The 25,264-nt window shown below is 65.1% G+C and carries 21 protein-coding genes; 13 read left to right on the top strand and 8 right to left on the bottom strand.

The window, feature by feature from the left end; all coding sequences use genetic code 11:
- Positions 1-86 precede the first annotated feature (86 nt).
- Positions 87-1,616 carry a malonyl-CoA synthase gene (locus IVA96_RS31060; RefSeq protein ID WP_247421265.1) on the top strand — a complete coding sequence of 510 codons (1,530 nt, stop codon included), beginning with the start codon at positions 87-89 and terminating at the stop codon, positions 1,614-1,616.
- Positions 1,617-1,645: 29 nt separating this feature from the next.
- Entirely contained in the window at positions 1,646-2,155 is a 510-nt protein-coding gene (locus IVA96_RS31065) for a DUF3658 domain-containing protein (RefSeq protein WP_247421267.1), read from the top strand.
- A 143-nt stretch (positions 2,156-2,298) separates the two neighbouring features.
- Here IVA96_RS31065 and IVA96_RS31070 read toward each other — a convergent pair whose 3' ends face one another.
- Positions 2,299-3,159, bottom strand: coding sequence for a sulfite exporter TauE/SafE family protein (locus IVA96_RS31070; RefSeq protein ID WP_247276142.1), 861 nt, complete (start codon positions 3,157-3,159; stop codon positions 2,299-2,301).
- 510 nt (positions 3,160-3,669) lie between these two features.
- Here IVA96_RS31070 and sdhC point away from each other — a divergent pair.
- From sdhC to IVA96_RS31120, 10 genes are all read left to right on the top strand, one after another.
- The gene (gene sdhC / locus IVA96_RS31075) at positions 3,670-4,068 is read left to right on the top strand and encodes a succinate dehydrogenase, cytochrome b556 subunit (RefSeq protein WP_247421270.1); all 399 of its coding nucleotides are present in this window, start codon (positions 3,670-3,672) and stop codon (positions 4,066-4,068) included.
- A complete protein-coding gene (sdhD, locus tag IVA96_RS31080) occupies positions 4,065-4,481 on the top strand; it encodes a succinate dehydrogenase, hydrophobic membrane anchor protein (RefSeq protein ID WP_247276140.1) in 417 nt (138 codons plus the stop codon). The genes sdhC and sdhD overlap by 4 nt, the downstream gene beginning before the upstream one ends.
- Before the next feature lie 3 nt (positions 4,482-4,484).
- A complete protein-coding gene (gene sdhA / locus IVA96_RS31085; protein WP_247299894.1) occupies positions 4,485-6,320 on the top strand; it encodes a succinate dehydrogenase flavoprotein subunit in 1,836 nt (611 codons plus the stop codon).
- 131 nt (positions 6,321-6,451) lie between these two features.
- The gene (locus tag IVA96_RS31090; protein WP_247421273.1) at positions 6,452-7,234 is read left to right on the top strand and encodes a succinate dehydrogenase iron-sulfur subunit; all 783 of its coding nucleotides are present in this window, start codon (positions 6,452-6,454) and stop codon (positions 7,232-7,234) included.
- 186 nt (positions 7,235-7,420) lie between these two features.
- A complete protein-coding gene (locus IVA96_RS31095) occupies positions 7,421-9,553 on the top strand; it encodes a hybrid sensor histidine kinase/response regulator (RefSeq protein WP_247421276.1) in 2,133 nt (710 codons plus the stop codon).
- Positions 9,554-9,606: 53 nt separating this feature from the next.
- Entirely contained in the window at positions 9,607-11,565 is a 1,959-nt protein-coding gene (locus IVA96_RS31100) for an ABC transporter ATP-binding protein/permease (protein WP_247421278.1), read from the top strand.
- Positions 11,566-11,664: 99 nt separating this feature from the next.
- A complete protein-coding gene (locus IVA96_RS31105) occupies positions 11,665-12,489 on the top strand; it encodes an FkbM family methyltransferase (protein ID WP_247421281.1) in 825 nt (274 codons plus the stop codon).
- 24 nt (positions 12,490-12,513) lie between these two features.
- Positions 12,514-12,900, top strand: a complete 387-nt coding sequence (locus IVA96_RS31110) for a VOC family protein (RefSeq protein WP_247421283.1) — start codon at positions 12,514-12,516, stop codon at positions 12,898-12,900.
- Positions 12,901-12,984: 84 nt separating this feature from the next.
- Entirely contained in the window at positions 12,985-13,227 is a 243-nt protein-coding gene (locus tag IVA96_RS31115) for a hypothetical protein (RefSeq protein WP_247421284.1), read from the top strand.
- A gap of 186 nt (positions 13,228-13,413) precedes the next feature.
- The gene (locus IVA96_RS31120; protein ID WP_247421287.1) at positions 13,414-15,543 is read left to right on the top strand and encodes an OmpA family protein; all 2,130 of its coding nucleotides are present in this window, start codon (positions 13,414-13,416) and stop codon (positions 15,541-15,543) included.
- 65 nt (positions 15,544-15,608) lie between these two features.
- On the opposite strand, the gene IVA96_RS31125 is transcribed toward IVA96_RS31120, so the two are convergent.
- The 7 genes from IVA96_RS31125 to IVA96_RS31155 all read right to left on the bottom strand — a co-directional run bounded on the left by IVA96_RS31125 (position 15,609) and on the right by IVA96_RS31155 (position 23,571).
- The gene (locus tag IVA96_RS31125) at positions 15,609-17,366 is read right to left on the bottom strand and encodes an alkaline phosphatase (protein WP_247421289.1); all 1,758 of its coding nucleotides are present in this window, start codon (positions 17,364-17,366) and stop codon (positions 15,609-15,611) included.
- Positions 17,367-17,469: 103 nt separating this feature from the next.
- Positions 17,470-18,807 (bottom strand): argininosuccinate synthase, encoded by a 1,338-nt coding sequence (gene argG, locus IVA96_RS31130; RefSeq protein WP_247276130.1) that lies wholly within the window; start codon positions 18,805-18,807, stop codon positions 17,470-17,472.
- Positions 18,808-18,905: 98 nt separating this feature from the next.
- On the bottom strand, positions 18,906-19,682 hold the full coding sequence (locus IVA96_RS31135; RefSeq protein WP_247276129.1) for a phosphatase PAP2 family protein: 777 nt from the start codon (positions 19,680-19,682) through the stop codon (positions 18,906-18,908).
- Between the two features lie 241 nt (positions 19,683-19,923).
- Positions 19,924-20,418, bottom strand: a complete 495-nt coding sequence (locus tag IVA96_RS31140; protein WP_247280037.1) for a hypothetical protein — start codon at positions 20,416-20,418, stop codon at positions 19,924-19,926.
- Between the two features lie 163 nt (positions 20,419-20,581).
- Positions 20,582-21,784: a 23S rRNA (adenine(2503)-C(2))-methyltransferase RlmN gene (gene rlmN / locus IVA96_RS31145; protein ID WP_247421294.1), complete on the bottom strand. Its 1,203-nt coding sequence runs from the start codon at positions 21,782-21,784 to the stop codon at positions 20,582-20,584.
- 184 nt (positions 21,785-21,968) lie between these two features.
- Positions 21,969-22,616: an invasion associated locus B family protein gene (locus tag IVA96_RS31150; RefSeq protein ID WP_247280035.1), complete on the bottom strand. Its 648-nt coding sequence runs from the start codon at positions 22,614-22,616 to the stop codon at positions 21,969-21,971.
- 115 nt (positions 22,617-22,731) lie between these two features.
- Complete coding sequence (locus IVA96_RS31155) at positions 22,732-23,571, bottom strand: SDR family oxidoreductase (RefSeq protein WP_247421297.1); 840 nt, start codon at positions 23,569-23,571, stop codon at positions 22,732-22,734.
- 261 nt (positions 23,572-23,832) lie between these two features.
- Here IVA96_RS31155 and IVA96_RS31160 point away from each other — a divergent pair, with 261 nt between their 5' ends.
- Entirely contained in the window at positions 23,833-24,807 is a 975-nt protein-coding gene (locus IVA96_RS31160; protein ID WP_091882886.1) for an NADPH:quinone oxidoreductase family protein, read from the top strand.
- The last annotated feature ends 457 nt before the right edge of the window (positions 24,808-25,264 follow it).

A 25,264-nucleotide genomic window follows, 5' to 3' on the forward strand; every position in this document is an offset into this window, starting at 1 on the left:
GCCAACTGTCTCCGTTGCTTCTGCGGGGCGGTTTTTGCTAATCCAGCCCTCGGTTTTGACCGGCCTTTGCCGGCGAGGAATGTTGCATGAACCAAGCTGCCAACGCCAACCTGTTTTCCCGCCTGTTCGACGGCCTTTCCGATCCCAAACGCCTCGCGATCGAGACGCATGACGGCGCCCCTATCAGCTATGGCGATCTGATCGCGCGCGCGGGGCAGATGGCGAATGTGCTGGTCGCACGCGGCGTGAAGCCCGGCGATCGCGTCGCGGTGCAGGTGGAGAAATCGGTCGCTAATATCGTGCTGTATCTTGCCACCGTGCGGGCCGGCGCGGTCTATCTGCCGCTGAACACTGCCTATACGCTGAACGAGCTCGACTACTTCATCGGCGATGCCGAGCCGTCGCTGGTGGTCTGCGATCCCTCCAAGGCCGAGGGCCTCGCCCCGATCGCGGCCAAGGTGAAAGCCGGGGTCGAGACGCTCGGGCCTGACGGCAGGGGCTCGCTAACGGATGCCGCCGCCAAGGCGAGCAGCGAGTTTACGACGGTGTCGCGCGAAAACGGCGACCTCGCCGCGATCCTCTACACGTCCGGCACCACGGGCCGCTCCAAGGGCGCGATGCTCACCCACGACAATCTGGCGTCGAATTCGCTCAGCCTCGTCGATTACTGGCGCTTCACGGACAAGGACGTCTTGATCCACGCGCTGCCGATCTACCACACCCACGGCCTGTTCGTCGCGACCAACGTGACGCTGTTCGCGCGGGCGTCGATGATCTTTCTGCCGAAGCTCGATCCGGATCTGATCATCAAGCTGATGGCGCGCGCCACAGTGCTCATGGGCGTTCCAACCTTCTACACACGGCTTCTGCAGAACCCCGCGCTGTCGCACGAAACGACCAAGCACATGCGGCTGTTCATCTCGGGCTCCGCGCCACTGCTGGCCGAGACTCATCGCGAATGGTCGGCCCGCACCGGCCACGCGGTGCTCGAGCGCTACGGCATGACCGAGACCAACATGAACACGTCGAACCCCTATGACGGCGAGCGCGTGCCCGGCGCGGTCGGCTTCCCGCTGCCCGGCGTCTCGTTGCGCGTGACCGATCCCGAGACAGGGAAAGAGCTGCCGCGCGACGAAGTCGGCATGATCGAGGTGAAGGGCCCGAACGTCTTCAAGGGCTATTGGCGTATGCCGGAGAAGACCAAGGCGGAATTCCGGCCCGACGGCTTCTTCATCACCGGCGATCTCGGTAAGATCGACGCCAAGGGCTACGTCCACATCCTCGGCCGCGGCAAGGACCTCGTTATCTCCGGCGGCTTCAACGTCTATCCGAAGGAAATCGAGAGCGAGATCGACGCCATGCCCGGCGTGGTCGAATCCGCCGTGATCGGCGTGCCGCACGCCGACTTCGGCGAGGGCGTCACCGCGGTGCTGGTGCGCCAGCCCGGCGCGAGCATCGATGAGGCGACCGTGCTGAAGGGCCTGGAAGGGCGACTCGCCAAATTCAAGATGCCCAAACGCGTCTTCGTCGTCGACGAGCTGCCACGCAACACCATGGGCAAGGTGCAAAAGAACATTTTGCGCGAGACGTATAAGGATATCTACGCGAAGAAATAGGGGCTCAATCGCTCCGGGATGGGGGACGCATGAACCGAGAGCGGGCCGTCCGGATCAACGATCATCTTCTTGATGCTTGCGAAGCCCTCGACCGGGCTCGAATGGCGATTGCAGCACTTGGCAAGACCGAGCGGATCGAGCTCGGAGACTGGCTTAACGCTATCGTCGGCGCTCTGGAGGACAAGCTGCTCCTGCCGATTTACGAGCAGCATCCGGATCTGGAGCCGCCATTGGCCGATTTAGAGGAGCCGACGGTCACCAGTGAGCTCACATGGAATGATGTCCAGCTTCCGCCGTCAGTGACCGAGCAGCGTTTCGACGAGATCATTTTTTCGGTCATGGAGCGGACTTGGCGGAAGACCGCCATGATGGCGTGGCTTGTGGTGAATCGCTGCAAGGAACTTGGATTGTCGATCGACGACGAAATGGTTGCTGCGCGATTGAAGGCGCTTTCCGACTCCGATCGCATCGAAGGTATCGGCGATCTCCGAATGTGGCGCCACAGCGAAGTACGATTGAAGGACGAGACCGCCGATTAGGCCAGATCGGGGCTCAGTCCGTTCACTTGGTGTAGCGTACGCTCTCAACCCCGTCATTGCGAGGAGCCCTTGCGACGAAGCAATCCAGACTGCGATTGTTGAAAGATTCTGGATTGCTTCGCTCGCAATGCGGGAGTGTGTAGCTACTGTCCGCCCAACAGGCTCAGCACAAACCGGCTGCCCACGATGAACAGATAGCAGCCGAACGCGACTTCCAGCGTTCGCTTCGACATCGCATGGGCGGCTCTTACACCAAGCGGCGCGGTGACGAGGCTCATCGGCATCACCAGCGCGGCGCCGATCAGCGAGACGTAGCCGAGCGCGAACGGAACTTGCAGCGCTACGATGGCCGGATAGGTCGCCGCGGCCGGCCAGCCAGCATAGACGTAGCCGAGCGCGCCGGGGATCGAGATCAGCACGGCGAGCGCCGATGAGGTCGCGACCGCCTGATGGATCGGACGGCCGTAGAACGTCATCAGCAGGTTGGAGAACAGGCCGCCGCCGATGCCCATCAGCGTCGAGAGGATGCCGACGCAGAAGCCGTAGACCCGCATCAACCCGCCCTTCGGCAGATCGCCGCCGAGCTTCCAGCTCTCGCGCGCGAAGACGAGCCTCGCCGCAGCGGCGTAGGCGACGCAGACGAACACGATCTTGAACAGCCGCTCCGGCGCGTAGCGCGCCACCACGCTGCCGGCGACGACGCCAATGACGATTGGCAGCCACCAGAGGCGCAGGATCGCCATGTCGACCGCGCCGCGCCGGTAATGCGCCTGGAACGAGCGAAGCGAGGTCGGGATGATGATCGCTAGCGAGGTGCCGATGCAGAGCGGCATCCGCACCTCTAGCGGCACGCCGACGATGCGGAAGCATTCGTAGAGCACCGGCACGAGGATCGCGCCGCCGCCGATGCCGAACACGCCGGCCAGGAATCCCGAGAGTGCGCCGGTTGCAATCAGCAACAGCACGAGCTCGATGATCTCCTTGATATCAAGACCTGCAATCACCCCTGACCTGCTCCGGCATCGACCCCGAAACCTCCGCTCGGATTCGGCTGCAGGCCCAGCTGTAGAAGATCTGATTTGTCCGGTCGACACGCCGCGCCTGCCGCCTCGGGTGGGATGCAGGACGCGCATATCCGCCATCGCGCGGAAAGTCGGTGCGCACGGCAGAATTGGACATGCCTTGTGGTTCGCCCGAGGTGCTTCCGGCGTCATGAACTGGCTGGCTCGAGCGCGATTCAAACCAGCATCGCTTAGAGGCGTTCCAACAGTGATTTCAATGGACCGCGCCGACGCCCGCAAAGGATGAACGAAGATCCGATGTTTCGTTGGTAGGCCTTCGCTCTGGTATACCAAGCCTCTGATTGGCCTTGTTTCATCAAGGCTCTAGAGCTGAACTCGCGTTCGATTTATGGCCATTTGGTGATTGCGCAGGCGAAATCGACTCCGTAAATAGAGCCGACCTTTCCGATCCCCACGCGCCCTTCTGTTGGGCCGCAATAAACATCAAAGCCCATGACCGCACGGATCGAACGACCGCTCTCGCCACACATGCAAGTCTACCGCTGGACGCTGACGATGGCGCTGTCCATCGTCCATCGCGGCACCGGTATCGCCCTCTATGTCGGAACCCTGCTGCTGGTCTGGTGGCTGGTTGCCGCAGCCTCCGGTCCGGCCGCCTACGGCCATGTCCAGGCCTTCGCCGGCAGCATCATCGGCCGGCTGATCGTGTTCGGCTACACCTGGGCGCTGATGCATCATATGCTCAGCGGCATCCGGCATTTCGTGTGGGACCTCGGCTACGGCTTCAAGGCCAATGAGCGGGAAGCGCTGACCTGGGGCGCCCTGATCGGCGGCATCGCTCTCACGGTGCTGATCTGGATCATCGCCTATGCGATTGGAGGCGGCCGATGAGTTTTGACGAATCCCACGGCTCGCCGCAGCGTCCCTCGATGCGCACCCCGCTTGGCCGCGTCCGCAATCTCGGCGCCGCGCATTCGGGCACGTCCGATTTCTGGCGCCAGCGCATCACCGGCGTCGCGATGACGCTGCTGATGATCCCGGTGCTGGTGATCATCATGATGCTGCTCGGCCGCAACCAGGTCGGCGCTGCGCAGATTCTCAGCTCCATTCCTGTCGCGGTGATCCTGCTCCTCTTCATCATCGCCAGCGCCTGGCACATGAAGATCGGCATGCAGGTGGTGATCGAGGACTACGTCCATAACGAGAAGCTGAAGCTCACCGCCATCATGCTCAACAACTTCTTCTCGGTCGCCGTGGCGCTCGCCTCGACCTACGCGATCCTGAAACTGTCATCCGGAGTGTAACCCATGGCCACCACAACGAATGGCTCGGGCAAGGGCGCTCCCGCCACCAACGGCAAAGCCTATCCGATCGAAGACCACACCTATGACGTCGTCGTGGTCGGCGCCGGCGGCGCGGGCCTGCGCGCCGTGGTCGGCTGCAGCGAAGCCGGCCTGCGCACCGCCTGCATCACAAAAGTGTTTCCCACCCGCTCGCACACGGTCGCTGCGCAGGGCGGCATCTCCGCCTCGCTCGGCAACATGCACAAGGACGACTGGCGCTGGCACATGTACGACACCGTCAAGGGGTCGGATTGGCTCGGTGACCAGGACGCGATCGAATACATGGTGCGCAACGCGCCCGACGCGGTCTACGAGCTCGAGCATTGGGGCGTGCCGTTCTCACGCACCGAGGACGGCAAGATCTACCAGCGCCCGTTCGGCGGCATGACGACCGAGTTCGGCAAGGCCCAGGCGCAGCGCACCTGCGCCGCCGCCGACCGCACCGGCCACGCCATGCTCCACACGATGTACGGCCAGTCGCTGCGCCACGCGGCCGAGTTCTTCATCGAGTTCTTCGCCATCGACCTGATCATGGACGACCAGGGCACCTGCCGCGGCGTCATCGCGCTCAAGCTCGACGACGGCACGCTGCACCGCTTCCGCGCCCAGACCACGATCCTGGCCACCGGCGGCTACGGCCGCGCCTATGCCTCCTGCACCTCGGCGCATACCTGCACCGGCGACGGCGGCGGCATGGTGCTGCGCGCCGGCCTGCCGATGCAGGACATGGAGTTCGTCCAGTTCCACCCGACCGGCATCTACGGATCGGGCTGTCTCGTCACCGAGGGCGCGCGCGGCGAAGGCGGCTATCTCGTCAACTCCGAGGGCGAGCGCTTCATGGAGCGCTATGCGCCATCGGCCAAGGATCTCGCCTCACGTGACGTCGTATCGCGCGCAATGACCATCGAGATCCGCGAAGGGCGCGGCGTCGGCAAGAAGAAGGACCACATCTTCCTGCACCTCGACCATCTCGATCCCGCGGTGCTGGCCGAACGGCTGCCGGGCATCTCCGAATCCGCGAAGATCTTCGCCAATGTCGACGTGACGCGCGAGCCGATCCCGATCGTGCCGACCGTGCACTACAACATGGGCGGCATCCCCACGAATTATCACGGCGAGGTGCTGACCAAGAAGGATGGCGACGACAACGCCATCATCCCAGGCCTGATGGCGATCGGTGAAGCCGCCTGCGTCTCCGTGCACGGCGCCAACCGCCTCGGCTCCAACTCGCTGATCGATCTCGTCGTGTTCGGCCGCGCCGCGGCGCTCCGCCTCGCCGAGAAGCTCACGCCCAACGCCAAGCAGCCCGAGCTGCCGGCAAACTCGGCTGACCTCGCGCTCGGCCGGCTCGACCATTACCGCTACGCCTCCGGCGGCACGCCGACCGCGAAGCTGCGTGAAGGCATGCAGCACGTGATGCAGAACAATTGCGCGGTGTTCCGCACCGGCGAGGTGTTGAGCGAAGGCCAGAACCTGATCCAGAAGGTCCACAGCGGCATCACCGACATCGCGGTGTCCGACCGCTCGCTGGTGTGGAATTCTGACCTCGTCGAGACGCTCGAATTCGACAATCTGATCTCGCAGGCGGTGGTGACGATGAACTCGGCCGCCAACCGCACCGAGAGCCGCGGCGCTCATGCGCGCGAGGATTTCTCCGAACGCGACGACAAGAACTGGATGAAGCACACGCTGGCCTGGCTGGACGAATCCGGCAAGGTCAAGATCGAGTACCGCCCCGTTCACAACTACACCATGACCAACGACGTGCAGTACATCCCGCCGAAGGCGCGCGTGTATTGATCATTGCTTGTCATTGCCGGGCAAAAGGCGCGAAGCGTCGTCTTCAAACCTGATGACCCGGCGATCCATCCTTTAAAGATGGATGCGCGGGTTGAGCCCGCGCATGACGGAAGAAACCAGAGGCAGGACTTATGGTTGAATTCGCACTTCCGAAGAACTCCAAGATCACTGGCGGCAAGACCTGGCCGAAGCCCACGGGGGCCACCGAGCTCCGCGAGTTCAGGGTCTATCGCTGGAATCCGGACGACGGCAAGAATCCGAGCGTCGACACCTATTACGTCGACACCAATGATTGCGGTCCGATGGTGCTCGACGGCCTGATCTGGATCAAGAACCACATCGATCCGTCGCTGACCTTCCGCCGCTCCTGCCGCGAAGGCGTCTGCGGCTCCTGCGCCATGAACATCGACGGCCAGAACACGCTGGCCTGCACCCGCTCGATGCACGACGTGAAGGACGGCGCGGTGAAGATCAACCCGCTGCCGCATCAGCCGGTCGTCAAGGACCTCGTTCCCGACCTCACCAATTTCTACGCGCAGTACGCCTCGATCGAGCCGTGGCTGAAGACGACCTCGCCGACGCCGCAGAAGGAATGGCGCCAGAGCCACGAGGATCGCGAGAAGCTTGACGGCCTCTACGAGTGCATCCTGTGTGCCTGCTGCTCGACCTCCTGCCCGAGCTATTGGTGGAACAGCGAGCGCTATCTCGGCCCCGCCGCGCTGCTTCAGGCCAACCGCTGGGTGTCCGATTCGCGCGATGAAGCGACCGGCGAGCGGCTCGACAATCTCGAGGATCCATTCCGCCTCTATCGCTGCCACACCATCATGAACTGCGCCAAGGCCTGCCCGAAGGGCCTGAACCCCGCGGAAGCCATCGCCGAGCTCAAGCTCAAGATGGTCGAGCGCCAGATCTGAGTCGAAATTGATGGTCCCGCCCCGGCCCGGCTGGCCGGGGCATGCTGCGATCGCACGCAATTCGAGGAGAATTTTCTCCAACCCGCTGCGCGCGCAAATTTTCGGTCCACAACCAAAGGTTCCAGCAGAAGCTGCTTCCTTCCCTGCGCGTGATTCAGTTAAGCTCCGTCCAGGGACGGAGCGACTGTGCAGAGGGCGCAACGCAATTCGCTGAAACTGTTGCAGTGGATGATGGCGGCATCCCTGGCGCTGCCGATTGCGCTGTTCGCCATCGCCGCCACGATCTCCTACACATCGACGAATGACATCGCCGACCGCGAGATCGAGCGCACCCTCGACGTCGCGCATGAGCATGCGCTCAAGGTATTTGAAACCATCGACCGCAGCCTTGCCGAGCTCAACGAGGTCGTGCGCAGCCTTTCCGACGAAACCATCCGCGCGCGCGAACCGACTTTGCACCGTCGCCTGAAGCGGCTGACCGATTCGCTGCCGCAGCTGAAATCGGCCTGGATCTTCGATGCGGACGGAAAAGCGCTGGTCAACAGCCTCGTCTCGCCGCCGCCGGAGCTGAGCTTTGCGGACCGCGACTACTTCTATGCCCACGTCGACCAGAGCATCGGCACCTTCATCGGCACGGCGCTGACGCCACGCCCGCCCTATCAGGGCGCCCGCTTCTTCGGCGTGAGCCGGCGCCGCGATGCCAACGACGGCCGCTTCATCGGCGTGATCCAGGCCTCGGTCCTGCCGGAATATTTCGAGAGCTTTTATGCCAGGATCGGCTCCGATCCCGGCAGCTTCTTCGCAATGGGACGCACGGACGGCGCACTGCTCGCGCATTTCCCGCGGCTCGACCACGACCTGCGGCTCGATCCGGGTGGCCCGGTTGGCCAAAAGATCGCGACAAGCCCCGAGCACGGCCTCATGACCATCGCCTGGCCGTTGGACGGGATTGAGCGCCGCATCGGCTACCGGCGCATCGCCGAATATCCGATCTATGTCAGCGCCGGGCTCGAAAGCTCGGCCATCCGGGCACGCTGGTTCGCCACCATGGGCCAGCATCTGGTGTTCGGCATTCCCGCGACGGCGCTGCTCTTCCTGCTGCTCGCCTTCGCGTTCCGCCGCACCCAGCATCTCCAGGCCGAGGCCGCAGCGCGGCGAGAAGCCGAGGACGCGCTCAAGCACAGTCAGCGCCTGGAGGCGCTCGGGCAGCTCACCGGCGGCGTCGCGCACGACTTCAACAATCTGCTGACGGTGATCCGCGCCTCGGTCGACCTGCTGAATCGCCCGCAACTGACCGAGGAGCGGCGGCAGCGCTACATCACGGCCATCGCGGACGCAGTTGCGCGCGCCGCCAAGCTGACCTCGCAGCTCCTCGCCTTCGCGCGGCGCCAGACCCTGAAGCCGGAAGTGTTTGATGTCGGACAGCGGATGCAGTCGCTGCATGACATGCTGGCAACGCTGCTCGGGCCCGCCATCGAGATCGTCACGCGGCTGCCGGCCGAACCCTGCCTCGTCAACGCCGATGCCGGCCAGTTCGAGACGGCGCTGATCAACATGGCGACCAATGCGCGCGATGCCATGCAGGGAAAGGGCAGGATCACCTTCGAGGTCGAGGCCGCGACGACCATTCCGGATACGCTGGCCCCCGGCGCCCATGGCTACATAAGCGTCACCGTCCGCGACACCGGGATCGGCATTCCTGCGGCGCGGCTCGGGCGCATCTTCGAGCCGTTCTTCACCACCAAGCAGGTCGGCCACGGCACCGGTCTCGGCCTGTCCCAGGTGTTCGGTTTCGCCCGGCAATCCGGCGGCGAGGTGACGGTCACGAGCGAGGTGGGACAAGGCAGCACCTTCTCGCTCTATCTGCCGCGCGTGCCGCTGGAGCTGCGGCCGCAGCGGCAGGCGCCGAGCACGGCGCCGGCGGTGGCCGGCAGCGGCATGTCGGTGCTGGTGGTCGAGGACAACATCGAGCTCGCCAATTTTGCCGCCGACGGGCTGACCGAGCTCGGTTACAGCATCACGCTGGTCGACAATGCGACCGATGCGCTTGCCGAGCTCGTCGTGGACGCCGATCGTTTCGACGTCGTGTTCTCGGACGTGGTGATGCCTGGGATGACCGGGCTCGACCTGGCGCAGGCGGTCCGCGACCGCGGCATCGGCGTGCCGGTCGTGCTGACTACGGGCTACAGCCAGGCTCTCTCCCAGGATGGCGCCGCCGAGTTCGATCTCGTGCAGAAGCCCTATTCGATCGAAGAATTGTCGCGCGTGCTCCACCGGACCGCCCGGCTGCGGCGCGTCCGGGACGGCGCCGCCGAATGAACCGGCGCTCGGAACCCAAGGGAACCGTTTGATTTCCTTTGCGTTGTCCGCCCATGCACAAGCCGGCCACGAAACGCGAACAGGGCAAGAATCCGCCCATTGTCGAGATCAAAGGCGAGAACGGCGATGACGTGGCGCCGCCGCCGCCCGAACTGCTCGAACCGGACCCCGAACTGTCGCCCGAAGAAGCCGAGCAGGCCCGCAAGGACTATCTGCTGACGCGCTTCTGGATCAGTGCACGCGGCTTCTGGGGCCGTAACGGCGATCCCATGGCCTGGCCGTTCTCGATCGGCCTCGGCATGCTGATCGTCCTGACCGTCGGCTTCCAATACGGCATCAACGTCTGGAATCGCGCGATCTTCGACGCCATCGAGAAGCGCGATGCGACGAGCGTCTTCCATCTCACGGCGCTGTTCTTCCCGCTCGCAATCGGCAGCATCGTGCTCGGCGTCGCCCAGGTGTTCGCGCGGATGAGCATCCAGCGGCGCTGGCGAGCCTGGCTCACGAGCAGCGTGCTGACGCGCTGGCTCGCCAACGGCCGCTATTATCAGCTTAACCTCGTCGGCGGCGACCACAAGAATCCCGAATACCGCATCGCCGAGGATCTGCGCATTGCGACCGACTCGCCGGTCGATTTCCTCGCCGGCGTCACGTCCGCGCTGCTGTCGGCCGTGACCTTCATCATCGTGCTCTGGACCATCGGCGGCGCACTCACCGTCAGGCTCGGCGGCTTAAGCCTCACCATTCCCGGCTTCCTGGTGATCGCCGCGATCCTCTACGCCGCGATCGCCTCCAGCTCGATCCTGGTGATCGGCCGCCGCTTCGTGCAGGTCTCCGAGGACAAGAACCAGGCCGAAGCCGATTTCCGCTACACGCTGACGCGCGTGCGCGAACATGGCGAGAGCATCGCGCTGCTCGGCGGCGAACAGGAGGAGCGCGACGGCATCGACCGCAATTTCACCAGCGTACTTCGGCAATGGGCGCGCCTGGCCGGACAGCACATGCGGACGACGCTTGTCTCGCAGGGCTCCAGCCTCGTCGCGCCCGTGGTCCCCCTCCTGCTCTGTGCGCCAAAATTCCTCGACGGCAGCATGACGCTGGGACAGGTCATGCAGGCGGCCTCCGCCTTCACCATCGTGCAGAGCGCGTTCGGCTGGCTGGTCGACAATTATCCGCGACTCGCCGACTGGAACGCCTGCGCGCGGCGCATCGCCTCACTGATGATGTCGCTCGATGGTCTCGAACGTGCCGAGCAAGGCGATGGGCTTGGCCGCATCAAGCGCGGCGAGACCAGCAATGACGCCATGCTGGAGTTGAAAGACCTTTCTGTCACGCTGGACGACGGCACCGCCGTGGTCGGCGAGACAGAGGTGGTGATCGAGCCGGGCGAGCGGCTTCTGGTCGCCGGCGAATCCGGCACCGGCAAGAGCACGCTGGTGCGCGCCATTGCGGGGTTATGGCCGTGGGGCGGCGGCAGCGTCAATTTCCATCCCGACCGGCGGCTGTTCATGCTGCCGCAGCGGCCCTACGTACCCTCGGGATCGTTGCGCCGCGCGGTGGCCTATCCCGGCGCCGCTGACGATTGGACGATCGAGGAGATCGGCAAGGCCCTGCGCAAGGTCGGCCTCGATCACCTCAAGGACAAGATCGAGGAGGAGGCGCCATGGGACCAGACGCTATCAGGCGGCGAGAAGCAGCGCCTCGCATTTGCGCGGCTGCTGCTGCACAGTCCCGACATCATCGTGCTCGATGAGGCCACATCCGCGCTCGACGAGAAGAGCCAGGACAAGATGATGAAGATGGTCACCGACGAGCTGCCGAAGGCGACCATCGTCAGCGTCGCACATCGCGCCGAGCTGGAGGCTTTCCACAGCCGCAAGATTGTGCTGGAGCGCCGCAAGGGCGGCGCCAAGCTCGTCAGCGACGTCGAACTGATCCCGCGCAAGGGCAAGCGCAGGCTGCTCGGCCGCTTCCTGCGCCAGCGCATGGCCCCGCCGAAGAAGGCGGCGTGACTCTCTTTGCGCCGTCCCGGCCGTTATGACCCGCATCGAGCGTTGGAGTCCCTCGCAAAACCGGCTATGCATGCGCCGCTTGCAATAAGGACCGCCTGCTTGACGACCGACAACGCCCCTTCGTCCGCGCCGTTCGGCGCGTTTGCGCCGAACGCGGCGCAGGCCGCTCTCATTCGCCTGGCCCAACAGTCCGGGCTGAAGCGCGGCGCATTCCGGCCCTGGATGTCGCGGCTGGTCAATCTGCTGCGCGGCGGCCCGGTCGACGTGCAATATCAGGGCGCTTCGTTCCGCTTCTATCACCAGGGCAGCGCGACCGAGCGCGGTGCGCTGTTCAATCCCGACTACAATCTCGACGAGCTCGATTTCCTGCGTGAGCACACCCCGGCGGGCGGCACATTCGTCGACGTCGGCGCCAATGTCGGCACGTTTGCGCTGGTGATGGCGCGGCAGGTCGGCACCAAAGGCAAGGTCGTGGCGATCGAGCCGCATCCGACGACGTTTGCGCGGCTCGCGTTCAATCACGCCGCATCGAACGCGATGCAGGTGCGCCTGGTGCAGGCCGCTGCCGGTGACAGCGACGGCGAGCTGATGATCGAGAGCGGCGGCGGTAATCTCGGTGCCACGCACGTCGTCACCGGCACGGCGAGCGCTGATGCGATCAAGGTCCCCTCGCTGCGCCTGACCCGTGTCCTCGACGAGGCCGCCGTCACGCAGATCGATTCGCTCAAGATCGACGTCGAAGGCTTCGAGGACCGCGTGCTGATCCGCTTCTTCCGCGAGGCGCCGACATCGCTGTGGCCCCGCGCCGTGGTGATCGAACACCTGTCACAAAACGAATGGCAGCAGGATTGTATTGCCGACATGGTGGCGCGCGGCTTTGCCATCGCGCGCAAGACGCGCAGCAATACGTTCCTGTCGCGCTGACAGGGACGAACAACGGAGGTTGCGATGCTGGATCACATGGGATTCTCGGTCTCCGACTATGAGCGCGCCAAGGCGTTCTACGCCAAGGCGCTGGCGCCGCTCGGTTACAGCCTGATCATGGAAGTGACGGCCGAGCAAACCGGGCACGCCGCAGCCGCAGGGTTCGGCGCCGACGGCAAGCCGGATTTCTGGTTCGGCGGCCAAGGCGCGATGAACAAGCCGGTGCACGTCGCGATCGCAGCCAAGGACCGCGCCACGGTGGACGCGTTCTACAAGGCGGCGATAGCGGCGGGCGGACGCGACAACGGGCCGCCCGGCATCCGCCCGCATTATCATGCGAACTATTACGGCGCCTTCGTGCTCGATCCCGACGGGCACAACATCGAGGCGGTCTGCCACGCACCGGAATAAGCCGCGCTCCACACCCCGCGAACAGGGAACATCGGCACGGCATCATCGTTACCGTTCTCTGGGTCATTGATCACGAAGGTGCCGATGCCAATCGAGCCGCCAGAGATTCCGCCGACAACACCGGGCACTCCAACCGAGCCGCCTCCTGGAATTCCGCCGGGCAATCCGCAGCCCGACATCACGCCGCCGATGCGCGAGCCCGGCGAAACACCGCGGCCGGATGAATTGCCCGGCCATGTTCCCGAAGAGATTCCACGACGCGGGCCTAACGGACCGCTCACGCCCAATCCCGCGACGGACGCGCGTTCGCCGGGGGATCACACATGAGGCGAGCGATCACATGCGGGGCGATTGCAACCTGCGTCTGAATGCGCAATGAACGTCGTCATCATGAAGTTATTTGCGTGCAGAAATAAATCGGGCCCCGACCGCTTGGCCCGCCACATTCCGGCCTAACGCGTAGCTGCTCATCCCAACACTTCGTCAAAGAACCTTCCGGGGAAGTTCACCACCATGACCAACCTTCGTCTCGTGCTGCTTGCAACGACGGCTCTGACCGCGATGCAATTCGCAAGCTCCGCATCGCATGCGCAAAGTGCGCCGCCGCTCGTCGTCGCGCAGGCCCAGCCACAAGAGACTGGCCCTGACGGAAAACCGAAGCAGCCTCCGAAGGGACCGCCAGCGGCCGCGCCGCCTGCAGCGCCCGCGCGCCCGGCCGCACCGCCGCCCGCGGCTGCACCGCCCCATCCACCCGCCGCCCCGCCGCCGGCCGCCGCACCGCCGCGCCCGACAGCGCCGCCTCCGCCTCCACCTGCGGCCCGTCCGGCTCCGCCGCCACCACCTCCGCCGCCTGCCGCACCGAAGCAGCCTTCGCCGCCGCCGGCTGCGGCGCCGCAGCAGCATGCGCCGACGCCACCGCCGCCTGCGGCTCGCCCGACACCGACGCCGCCTCCTGCCGCGCAGCCGCATACGCCGCCTCCGGCACCATCCGGCGCACGCCCGGCGCCGACGCCACCGGCCCCGCCCGCGGCAGCGCCTCAAGGCCGCCCGGCGCCGACGGCGACGCCTTCGCCTTCGCCCGCAGCGCCGCCGGCACGACCTGGCGCGCCTGCCCCGACCGCCACGCCTGCACCGACTGCGTCACCAGCCCCGACGCCTGCGCCGACCGCGACGCCGGCTCCCGGGAGCACGCCCGGCGCGCCGCCGGCTGGACGCCCGGGTGCGCCGCCGCCGGGACGCCCGGGCGCGCCACCGGCTGCAGGATCGCCAGCTCCCGGCGCAACGCCCGCTCCAACGGCGACACCGTCACCAGGCGCCGGCACCCCGACGCCGCTGCCCGGACGTCCCGGTGCAGCATCGACGCCTGCTCCCGGCGCAACACCAGCCCCGGGCGCGACACCAACGCCTGGCCCTCAGGGCGGTACGCCGCCTGCGGGTGCGCCCGCTGCCGGAGCTCCGCCCGCATCGCCGCAAGCCGGCGCCCCGGCCCGGCCGCCGGCGCCTCCCGCCGGTGCCGCGGCACCAAGTGTCGTCCCTGGCACGGCAGCCGCAGCACCGCCGCCGAACCGGGCGCAATACGCTCCGCCCACGGTTGCGCCGGCCTTCCGGGCCGCGCCCACCGTTGCAGCACCGTTGCCGCCTCCGCCGCGTCCGCCGCAGCGTGACCTGACGCCGCTCGCGATCGGCGCAGGCGTGGTGGCCGGCGTCGCGATCGGCGCCACCATCGCCGACCTCCACAACCAGCGGCGTGAGGTCGTCGAAGGCGGCCGTACTGTCTATACCGAGCCGGATCGCATCATCATCCGCGATCCGGGCGGGCAGGCCTATGTCCGCGGCAACGATCTCTATCGCTTCCGCTACGGCGCCCGCGACATCCGCACCGACACAGTCGGCGGCGAAACCCGCACCGTCGTGGTCCGCCCTGACGGCAGCGAGGTGATCACCGTGGTCGGTGCGGACGGTTCGCTGCTGCGCCGAATCCGCAGGGATCCCGGCGGGCGCGAGATCGTCATCATCGACAACAGCTACCGGGATCCGCGCGCGATCGGCGGGTTCTATGTCGACGTGCCGCCGCCGGTGGTCAACATTCCCTATGATCGCTACATCGTCGATGCCCAGGAGGCGTCGCCGGACGTGATCTACGCGACCATGCAGGCACCGCCGGTGCAGCGGATCGATCGGCGTTACTCGCTCGACGAGATCCGCTACAGCCCCAATGTTCGCATGCAGATGCCCAGCATCGACGTCAACACGATCAACTTCGAGACCGGATCATGGACCATCCCGCCGGACCAGGCGGCCCGGCTGCAGGTGATCGCCGACGGCCTCAACCAGGCGATTCAGCGCAACCCGCGCGAGGTGTTCCTGATCGAGGGACATACTGACGCGGTCGGCAACGAGGTCGACAATCTATCGCTGTCGGACCGCCGCGCGCAGTCGGCGGCCGAATTGCTGACGCAGCAATTCGGTGTGCCCGCGGAGAACCTGACGTCGCAAGGCTACGGCGAGCAGTATCTGAAGGAGCAGACGCAAGGGCCGAGCCTGATCAACCGGCGCGTCACCATCCGCCGCATCACACCGCTGCTCAATGGCGGCCAGGCCTCGCTGCCGCCGCCCCCGCCCGGCACCGCGCCGCCGCGCTGAGACGAAGCATACGAACGCAAATGGCCGGGAGCGATCCCGGCCATTTTGTTTGGACAGCATCGCCGCTACGGCCGAGCGGCCAGCCCAAGCGCGTCGACCATGAGGCGAAAGACCTCGGTATTGTCCATCGAACCGCGCACACCATCGCTGCCTGGCCCTGCCGCCGTGAGGATGACGTCCTCACCCGAATGCACACTGGCGCCGATCATCGCCGGCAGATTGCCCGGGCGCAGCACGACGCCTGGAACATCCTTGTATTTGTCGTTGGCCTTGAAGGTCCCGTCCTCGCCACCCTTCACGGTCGGCTCGTTGGGATTGTCGAGCTTCGGGCGGAACGTCTCGTAATGGTCCGGCAGACTGGCCGAGAAGATGGCGAGCCGCCGGCTCACGTCCACGCGTGCCGGATAGCCCTCCGCATCCGCAGCCGGATAATTGGGAAATCCGGCCTGCTCGTAGACGCCGACGCGCTCGCGCAGCGGCACGTTGGCCGCAGTGCCCATGTCGTCATTCACCGTACCGACGAGGCTGTTGGGATGATTGTGGTCCGCCACCACCAGAATGAGGGTGTCGTCGCCACGCGCATGCGCCCATTCACGTGTCTGGCGCACAGCATTGTCGAGCATGATCGTGTCGTAGACGGCTCGCTCCATGTCGAGCAAATGCGCGTATTTGTCGATCATCCCGGACTCGACCATCAGGAAGAAACCGGCCTCATTCCGCGACAAGAGTTTCAGCGCCGCCTGCACCTGCTCGGTCAGGTCGGGCTGCTCGGGGAATTTCCTGACGCCGCCGCCCTTCAGGAATTTGCGGTCCAGTGCGCCGTCCATGTTTCCCGTGGCGAAGAGGCCGAGCAGCTTGCCCGTCGCCGGCTTGGCCGCGAGAGCGCCGAGCTCACGCGCGGTCGTCGCCACCTGATAGCCTGCATCGCGAAACTTCGCGATGTAATCGGTCTCGTCCTTGCGTTTCGAGCCTGCGGCGGATTTCGGCAGAAAATTTGCGCTGCCGCCGCCCATCAGCACATCCGGCTTCGCCGCGAAGAATTGCTCGACGATCTCGTCATAGGCGGCGCGCCGGCGGGTGTGCGCAAGCATCGCCGCCGGCGTTGCGTCCTCGATCTCGGTATTGGTGACGATACCGATCCCCATGCCGAGCCGCCTCCTGGCGAGGCTCGTGATGGTTTCGACCCGGGGATCGTCAAACGGGCTTGCGGTGCGATCCGCATAGACGCCCAAAGCGTTGACGGCGCTCTTGTGCCCGGTCGCATAAGCGCTGGCCGAATTCGCGGAGTCCGTGATGATCGAGTCCGAGCCCGCAGTCGCCACCAGTGCCATGTGAGGCATGTCGTCGATGGCGAGCTTGCCGGGGCTTTTGCCCTCCGAAATGCCCTTGGACAGGATGCGGGCTGCGACCCGATGGGCCGGCGACATACCATCACCGATGAACAGGATGACGTTCTTCGCCTTGCGCGGACCCGTGTCGTAGACCGTCCATGTGACGCTGCGCTGGCGCGTGCCGTCGCTCACGTCCACGGCAATGCTGCCGGGCGTGGTCAGTGTAACGTCGCGCAGGACCAGGGCCGACTGTTCCTTGCCGTCCTCGCGATCGACGAAAGTCGCGGAGCGGCCGAACGCGATTGCGTAATCTGCGCCGTTCACCGTCACCTTCAACTTGGCCGGGTCAACCGGCCCGGGGAGTTCGACCTTAAAATCGAATTGAGCTCCGGCCAGGATCTCGGCACGATCAATCGGATAGATCGTCTGCGCCGACACTGGCGTTGTCCAAAGAAGGACGATGAGAGAGGCGACGGCCGACTGCTTGACCATGTTCGATGCTCCGCGCTGCCCATTCCGGGGAAGCAAGGAGCCTAGCGGCCGTCAATGACACCGTCATTATGTCGTGCATCGCCCGATTGGGGCGACAAAGGGCTCAATCCTTGTCGCTCTCCAGCCGGAAGATCTGCGAGCCTTCGCTGCCCGACAGCAGCCCGGTGTCGCTGTAGAGTTTTAGCTTGGTGCGCGTGTCGGCGATGTCGAGGTTGCGCATGGTGAGCTGGCCGATTCGGTCGGCCGGCGTGAAGGCTGCGTCCTCGACTTTCTCCATGCTGAGCCGCTCGGGCGCGTAGGTGAGATTGGGGCTCTCGGTGTTGAGGATCGAGTAGTCGTTGCCGCGGCGCAGCTCCAGCGCGACTTCGCCGCTGACGGCGCGCGCGACCCAGCGCTGCGCGGTCTCGCGCAGCATCAGGGCCTGCGAGTCGAACCAGCGGCCCTGATAGAGCAGCCGGCCGAGGCGCATGCCGCTGATGCGGTACTGCTCGATGGTGTCCTCGTTGTGGATGCCGGTGACGAGGCGCTCATAGGCGATGTGCAAGAGCGCCATGCCGGGCGCCTCATAGATGCCGCGGCTCTTGGCTTCGATGATGCGGTTCTCGATCTGGTCGCTCATGCCGAGGCCGTGGCGGCCGCCGATGGCGTTGGCCTCGAGGAACAGCGCGACGGCATCAGAGAAGGTCTGGCCGTTGAGCGCAACCGGCTGGCCTTCCTCGAAACGCACCACGACCTTCTCGGCCTTGACGGCGCAGTCGTCGCGCCAGAACGGCACGCCCATGATCGGGTTGACGATCTTGATGCCGCTGTCGAGGCTCTCGAGATCCTTGGCCTCGTGCGTGGCGCCGAGCAGATTGCTGTCGGTCGAATACGCCTTCTCGGCGCTCATCTTGTAGGCGAAGCCCTGGGCCGTCATGAACGCCGACATTTCGGCGCGGCCGCCGAGCTCGTCGATGAACTGCTGGTCGAGCCAGGGCTTGTAGATCTTCAGGCTCGGATTGGTCAGCAGGCCGTAGCGGTAGAAGCGCTCGATGTCGTTGCCCTTGAAGGTCGAGCCGTCGCCCCAGATGTTGACGCCGTCCTCCTTCATCGCCGCGACCAGCATCGTGCCGGTGACGGCGCGCCCCAGAGGCGTGGTGTTGAAATAGGTGATGCCGCCGGTTGAGATATGGAAGGCGCCCGACTGGATCGCGGCGATGCCTTCGTGGACGAGTTGCGTGCGGCAATCGACCAGCCGGGCCTTCTCGGCGCCGAACTCCATCGCCTTGCGCGGAATCTCGTTGTAGTCGGCTTCATCAGGCTGGCCGAGATTGGCGGTGTAGGCGTAGCAGCGTGCGCCCTTCTGCTTCATCCAGAGCAGCGCCGCAGAGGTGTCGAGGCCGCCCGAAAAAGCAATGCCGACTTTCTCACCCTTGGGCAGGCTTTTCAGGATCGTGGTCATGGTGCTTCCAATCGGGTCTCAAGGGCTGATGTCGGGGCGGGTTTGACCCGCGCGAATATCAAATTTCGCAGGGGTGGGCACGCATTTAATATAATAGCTCAAACCGAGGGCTCGGGACCGGTCTTGCGCCCGAACAGGCGCTGGCGGATCCGGTAGGCGGGCATGTTCAGCCGCGTCAGGGCGGCGTCGACCGCCTCATCAGAAAACCGTGTCCGCGGCCAGCGGTAGATCAGCGCGTAGGCGAACCAGATCACCACAAAGGTCACGAGGCCCGCAATCGAGACATCGGTGAAGAAGTGCCCGCCGAAGGCCATGCGCAGCCCGCTCGTGACAGCGCCAAAGATCACGGCTCCAGCATAGGCCAGCGGACGCCACGCCGGCGGCGCCAGCGCGGCCGGCGCCAGCGTCCAGAATGCCGTCGCGCCTTCGCCGGAGAAGAACGAGCAGTTGCGCGCGCAACCGCCGCGCGGATCCCACCACGGCACGAACTGCTGATCGCCGGCGAACTCGGTCACCACCACCGGACGCGGGCGGCCCCAATAGGTCTTGAAGGTGAGGTTGGTCAGAATGCCGGCCGACAGGATGATCGTGACCAGCAGGAACACGATCGCGCGCCCAGATACCATCAAGGGACGATCGGGCCTGATCATCTTGACCACGAGCGCCACGAGCGACGGCAGCACGAAGGCCCAGGCGACCCACATCGCAGCATCACGCGCGACGCCGGCCCAGCCATTCAGCTTGAGCGGAAAGGTTTTCGTTTCGCCGTCGAAGAAGAGCGACGCGAGCTTGAGGTCGAGCTCGGGATAGAGGCCGAAGACAAGGCCGATCACGAGCCACAGCGAAAGGGCGATGAAGAGTCCGGTCCGGTTCATGGCGCGCGGTTTAGCGGAGCAGGGCGGAGATGAAAACCCCAACGGCGGTCCCCATCCTCCCCTGGAGGGGGAGGATCGATCGCGCGAAGCGCGAGCGAGGTGGGGTGAAGCCGCACAAATGGTCTCTCGCCTGTCCGCAAGCTCGAATCCTCAACACCGCCGTCGCCGATAGTCTGTCACCCCACCCCGGATCGCATCGATGATGAGATCCGACCCTCGCCCTTCAGAGGAGGGTAAGAAGTCACCGCGCATCGGGCCTGGAATTCGACGGCAGCGGAGGTGGGGACCGGTGCGAAGGCGGCGGATCGCGCCAGGCGCCTGCATTGCGGCCAGCGATCAGCCAGTAGACCACGCCGGCGACGATGCCCGCGCCCGTCATGATCTCCAGGTGGCGCCGCACGATACCCTCGAATTGGAACGTATCGCCGTGGAAGGGGACGAGACCGAGATAGCAGGCGAGCCCGACAAGGCCGCCGCCGACGGCGTAAGCCAGCGCGCTGCGGATATAGAGCGCCTCGGTGATCGCGACGATCACCGCCGCCGGCACCAGCGCGAAGCCCGAGACGAAGATGAAGCCGAAGCCGAGCAGGATGTCGATCGTGCCCTGATCGACGGGACCTGCGCCGAGATCGGCGAATTCCGGAAACAGCAGCGCGACGACGACGATCATGCCGCCGACGAAACAGGCGACGAGAAAGCCGATGAAGATGACGACGAGGCGGCCGATCAGGGACATGACGTCAGCCTCACCGTCATTGCGAGGAGCCAGCCGGTCCCGCCTTCGGCGGGCCGGATGACAGGCTCCGCGACGAAGCAATCCAGACTGCCTCCGCGGAAAGATTCTGGATTGCTTCGCTGCGCTCGTAATGACGCGGATGCGAAGGCGCAGGCATTACCTGTCAATCCGTCATCGCCATCGCACGCAGCGCCTGGCGTTCACGCGCCGAGAGCTTCTCCGTCTCTGACTTGAGCTGGCCGCAGGCCGCGAGGATGTCGCGGCCGCGCGGGGTGCGAACCGGGGATGAATAGCCGGCATTGAAGATGTATTCGGAGAACTTCTCGATCTGATCCCAGTCCGAGCATTCATAGGCGGTGCCGGGCCAGGGATTGAACGGGATGAGGTTGATCTTGGCCGGAATGCCCTTCAGCAGCTTCACCAGAAGTTTTGCATCGTCGAGCGAGTCGTTGACGCCCTTGAGCATCACATATTCGAAGGTGATGCGGCGCGCGTTCGAGGCGCCGGGATAGTCGCGGCAGGCCTGCAGCAGTTCCTTGATCGGATATTTGCGATTGAGCGGCACGAGCTCATTGCGCAATTCGTCGCGCACCGCATGCAGCGAGATCGCGAGCATCACGCCGATCTCCTCGCCCGCACGCACGATATTCGGCACCACGCCCGAGGTCGACAGCGTGATGCGGCGGCGGGAGATGCCGATGCCTTCATTGTCGCCGACGATCAGCAGCGCATCGCGCACCGCATCGAAATTGTAGAGCGGCTCGCCCATGCCCATCATCACGATGTTGGTGACGCGGCGTGTGCCGTCTTCGCGATCGGCCCAATCGTTGAGGCGATCGCGCGCCACCATCACCTGTCCCACGATCTCGCCGGCGGTGAGGTTGCGCACCAGGCGCTGGGTGCCGGTGTGGCAGAAGGAGCAGTTCAGGGTGCAGCCGACCTGCGAGGAGACGCAGAGCGTGCCGCGATCGGTCTCGGGGATGTAGACGCACTCGACTTCATGCGCCTTCTGGATGTTGTCACCGCTCGGCAGACGCAGCAGCCATTTGCGGGTGCCATCGTTGGAGATCTGCTCGGCCACGACCTCGGGCCGGTCGACGGTGAAATGCTGCGCGAGCTCGGCGCGAATGCCCTTGGAAACCGAGGTCATCTCGTCAAAGCTCTGGGCGCCGCGGAAATAGAGCCAGTGCCACAGCTGCTGCACCCGCATCTTGCGTTGCGCCGGTGCGACGCCGATCTCGCCGAGTCGATCGGCGAGCTCGGCACGCGACAGGCCGATCAGCGACGGCCTCGCCGGCGGCACATAAGTTTCGAGCGGAGTCTTCTCCACCAGGATTGCGTTGTGCGGCTCGGTCGTCGGTTGCATTGAATGGACCTGATGGGTTTTGTCGTTCCGGGATGGTCCGGAGGACCAGACCCGGAACCTCGAGATTCCGGGTTCGATGCTGCGCATCGCCCCGGAATGACGGGAAATCTGGAACAGCCCCTATATAGCAACCGGATCTGCCGATTGCGACCGCGGCTATGACTTAGCCTTACCGCCTGCAATCCTATCTTTTGCAGTCTTGGGCGATCTTATCGAGCGCCTGGGCGAGGCCCTTCAGCGAGAAGGTGTCGGTCGTCTCGGTGCCCTTGGCCGAGACCCCCTTGACCACGAGATCGGCGGATTTGCGCATGGCTTCGACCATCCGCTCCTCCTCGGCCGCGTTCTTGATCCAGAGACCATCGCCCTGCGTATACATTGCGAAAGCAGCGCCGCCGACCTCGGCCGTCGATTCCGAGCCCGGTTTCAGCGCATAGCCGATCATGACCGAGACTTCGTTGTTGACCTTCTCGGCCGGCCGGGTCGACACGAACGCATAAGCAGGATCGCGCGGCCGGTTCGGCGGGTTGGTCTTCGACGACGAGGGCTTGGCCAGCGCGAAACAGACCTTCTTGCCGTTCGGCGTGGCTGAATAGGCGCCCCAGGTGCCGAACTGGCCGATCAGGGTCGGCTCCGCGCCGCCCGCAACCGCCGCGGGCGCCGCCGCCGGTTTGCTCTCTGGCTTTGCAGCCGTCTTGGCAGTCGGATGGGCCGCCGGCGGCGCCGGCTTTGGTGCCGCCTTCGGCGCCGGTTGCGGCGTCTGCGCCCGCGCGAGATCGGCGATCCCGCACGTCATCATGCCGATCATCAAAACGAAAGATAGCACCCGCCACATGCTGGAGTGGTTCCCTCAATATTGTGACTGGAAGATGGCCCGGCCGTGTTTTGTCCCCCGGCAGGGATAGCCGGGAAAGTCCAATTTGGGAAGGCAGTTAGCGGGTTGTCAGCACTTAGGCTCGGGATCGCGCGGCGCGCTGCTCGGCCCATTGCGCCTCGGTCCAGCCGAGCAGGTCCTCGGCCCCGGAACTGCGCAAATGCGCGCCCCCGTCGATCACCACCATCTCGCCATTGATATAGCCGGCGCGGTCCGAGACCAGGAAGCTGGCGAGGTCGGCAAGTTCGCCGTGCTCGCCGGTGCGGCCCAGCGGGTTGCGGGCGGTCCAGCCTTCGTCACGCCCCTCGGGGCGGAGCTGCCCCGACGCGCCCGCGGTCGGGAACGGTCCCGGCGCGATGGCAACGGTTCGGATGCCCTTCGGACCCCATTCCACGGCGAGACTTTTGGTCATCGCCAGTAGCGCCGACTTCGCCATCGCCGAAGGCACGGTGAAGGCGCGGCCGGTGATGGTCGAGGTCGAGAGGATCGAGAGCACGACACCGCCATGCTTACCCTCGATCCACCGCTTGCCGGCGGCGAGCGTGCAATACATCGCGCCATGCAGGGTCGGCGCGAGGATCGCGTCCGCGGCGCGGAACGAGAGATGCTCGCTCTGCGCGATGAAGGTCGCGGCAGCATTGTTGACGAGGATATCGAGCGGGGCCTCGCGCCAGATCTGATCCATCATGTTGTCGACGGCCGCACCGGCGCGAACGTCGCAGGCGATCGTCGTGACCTTGCCACCGGTCTCTTTGCGCATCTCGCTCGCCGTTGCCTCGAGCCGGTCGAGCTTGCGGCCACAGATCACGAGCTCGGCGCCGAGTGCGAGGAAGCGACGGCCCATCGCAGCGCCGAGGCCCGAGCCGCCGCCGGTGACGAGGATGCGCTTGCCGTTAAGCAGGTTTGTTTCAAACATCGTTTGAATCCTTATCTCCGCGGATTTCGTTATTGCGAGGAGCGAAGCGTCGAAGCAATCCAGACTATTTCCGCAGGGCGGACTCTGGATTGCGTCGCGGAGCCTGTCATCGGGCCGCGCTTGGCGCGGACCCGTTGGCTCGCAATGACGTGATGATAGGCCGAACAGAACGATCAACAAAGAATCCGGATTGTCCGGCTGCTCTAAATCCGGCAAAACCGGGCCAATCATAATTCCACTCGAAACGCTCCAGGTGCCGCCATGAAAGCCATCCTCTGCTCGCAATATTGCCAGCCCGACGATCTCGTTCTGGCTGACGTGCCGGATCCGGTAGCAGGACCGGGCGAGGCCGTGATCGCGATCAAGGCGGCGGCGCTGAACTTCTTCGACATCCTGATGATTCAGGGCAAGTATCAGATCAAGCCGCCGTTCCCGTTCTCGCCGGCCGCTGAAGTCGCGGGTGTGATCGAGAGCATCGGCGCTGGCGTCACTGATCTGAAGGTCGGCGATCGCGTTGTCGCCTCCTGCGGCCACAACGGCGCGCGCGAGAAGATCGCGCTGCCGGCGGCATCGATCGTCAAGATCCCTGACAATCTCGACTATGATCGCGCGGCCGGCATCATCATCATCTACGGCACCGCGCTGCATGCGCTCGAGGATCGCGCCAGTCCGAAGCCGGGCGAGACGCTCGCGGTACTGGGCGCAGCCGGCGGCACGGGCCTTGCTGCCTGCGAGCTCGGCAAGCTGATGGGCCTGAAGGTGATCGCCTGCGCCTCGTCGGACGAGAAGCTCGAATTCGCCAGGGCGCACGGCGCCGAACTGACGCTCAATTACGCCAAGGAGGATCTGAAGGAAGGTTTGCGCAAGCTCACCGACGGCAAGGGCGTCGACATCATCTTCGATCCCGTGGGCGGTGCTTACGCCGAGCAGGCGCTGCGCTCGATCGCCTGGGAAGGTCGCTTCCTCGTGATCGGCTTCGCCGCCGGCGACATTCCGAAGATGCCGCTGAACCTCGCATTGCTGAAGGGCTGCGACATCCGCGGCGTGTTCTGGGGCGCCTGGACCCGGCTCAACCCGGCCAAGAATCGCGCCAATCTGGAGAAGCTCGTGAAGTGGACGGCGGAAGGCAAGATTTCCTCGCATGTCGACCGCACCTTCCCGCTGGCCCAGACCGCGGACGCGTTGAAAGTGCTCGCGGGACGTCAGGCGATGGGGAAGGTGATCTTGCATCCGTGATGGCGACTGCGCTGGCTGTCGCGATTACACGCGCCATGACAGCTGAGTTCATGGCCTCCCATTCGCACACCGCCACCTGGTAAGGTCTCCTCAACCAGCGCGGGCAAAATTGAGGTGCATTCCACAACCTCGCCCGAATCAAACCCAAATATTTCCCGATTCGCCCCAACCGTCGTCGCTTTTTGGGCTGATTCAGGTTGCGATTTACCGGCTCCAGTTTGCTGGGCGCTCCTGGACAACAACAAAAAAACTGAAACCGGTATGCCCCGCGTCGTGTCAGTCTTGGGGAGCATCACCATGGAGACGACGGCGTTCCGTCCGTCCAGGGAATCGAGGGCATTCGATTCCGATCGAGCCGCATCACATCCGTCCACCGCATCGTACATCCGTGCACGCGCCGCACGGATCGATCTGTCACCGGACGACCCAATTCCACTATTCCTGTCCGATCCGCGCG

The sequence above is a fragment of the Bradyrhizobium sp. 159 genome (assembly GCF_023073795.1).
Lineage (GTDB): Bacteria > Pseudomonadota > Alphaproteobacteria > Rhizobiales > Xanthobacteraceae > Bradyrhizobium.